The organism is Caballeronia arvi (genome assembly GCF_001544695.2).
In the GTDB taxonomy this organism is placed as follows: Bacteria; Pseudomonadota; Gammaproteobacteria; order Burkholderiales; family Burkholderiaceae; genus Caballeronia; species Caballeronia arvi.
On the sequence record NZ_FCOM02000224.1, the window covers coordinates 1 to 1437 of the forward strand.

At 57.2% G+C, this 1437-nt stretch carries 1 protein-coding gene; it reads right to left on the reverse strand.

The genetic code is table 11. The features are described 5' to 3' along the window. Window positions 1–287 precede the first annotated feature (287 nt). Window positions 288–1304 (reverse strand): IS110 family RNA-guided transposase, encoded by a 1017-nt coding sequence (locus AWB74_RS44505; RefSeq protein WP_061152795.1) that lies wholly within the window; start codon window positions 1302–1304, stop codon window positions 288–290. Window positions 1305–1437: the final 133 nt, after the last annotated feature.

Below are 1437 nucleotides of genomic sequence, written 5' to 3' on the forward strand. Positions count from 1 at the left end.
GAGGTCTACATGAACGCCCCCCGTTTGCGACGGCTTTCTCCTGCGTTGAGTGACAGGTTAGGTTGCAGCTCTACATTCGGCCTTATTGCAGCCTGCTTCGCTGCTGGCCCCGATGAAATCCGCTGACTCGCGCCTCATTCCGTCCTCGAGCTCAAGGCTCTCTCTGTAATCCAGGCTTTGCGAGTCCCGGTCCGACCTGTCGTGTCATCACACTTGAATGCCAACGCAACCTTTGGAAGTGTCGTTCCTCCTGTAAAGCACGTAATGCTTTATGCAACACCGCAAGTTCATGCTGCTTTACTGACGTGACCCTTTTCGTATGGCTTCCCGTGAGCAAGGATCGCCCAGATGGTACGGGCTATCTTGTTCGCGATAGCTACGATAGCCACATTGCGATGTCGCCGTTTGGTGAGCTGTTCGATCCACGCGCCCGGCTCGCGGGAGTGCGAGAGCACGCTTCGCGCTCCGTGAACGAGCAAGGTCCGCAGATATGTGTCACCTCGCTTGCTTATCCCTAGCAGGACGATCTTGCCGCCGGTACCAACCTGTTTTGGTACAAGGCCGAGCCAGGCTGCAAATTCGCGGCCGCTTCTGAACGCTTTCGGATCACCCATTGTGGCGACGGCCGCCGTTGCGGTCACGAGTCCTACGCCCGGGATCTCAGCTATTTTTCTGCATGCTTCGTCGTCCTTCAGCCATGCCCGCAGACGCCGCTCGATGTCGGCGATCTGCCGATCGAGATTCTGAAGGTCATTCCACTGCTCGCGCAGTGACTCGATGAGCATGGCCGGCAGACGACCGGCGATCCGCTCAAGGACCCCTGGAATTGCTTTGTCCAGGGCCGCTCGGCTCTTGCCCATCACTTCGCCATATTCTGTCAGCAGGCCACGCAGGCAATTCATCTGCATGGTCCGGAACTTAATCTTCTGTTGCCGTATCCGGTGCAGAGCAAGTACGGCTTGCTGAGCCTCTGATTTGACCGCCACAGATTTTCCCGGCATCTGTGTGGCCATCCAGATGGCGCGAGCGTCGGCAGCGTCGTTCTTGTTACGAATATTGAACGCCTTCGCGAACTTCGCCGGTATCAGCTTCACTTGATGCCCCATTTCCAGCAGTCGTCTGGCCCAGTGCTGGGCACCGCCGCATGCTTCCATGCCTATCAGGCAAGGAGCACGATTCGCGAAGTGCTCAAGAAATGCGGCTCGCTTGATTGCTTTGTTGATGATCTCCCCGGAGTCCGGATCTACCCAGTACAACTGGATGACGTTCTTGGCGATATCGGCTCCAACTGTCGTATAGTTCATCGTGGATCCTCCGGTTTGCCTTGGGAAATCGTCATGATCTCCCATCTTGGGCACTCTGATGCCGTCGGCCCGCGAGGATCCACCTTCCTGCATTTCCTCGTCGGCCACAGTGGGGGGCGTTCATTCCATTCCG

What these genes read in the sequence shown, in the direction of transcription:
- AWB74_RS44505 (WP_061152795.1), bottom strand. Translation starts at nt 1,304, where the DNA reads ATGAACTATACGACAGTTGGAGCCGATATCGCCAAGAACGTCATCCAG.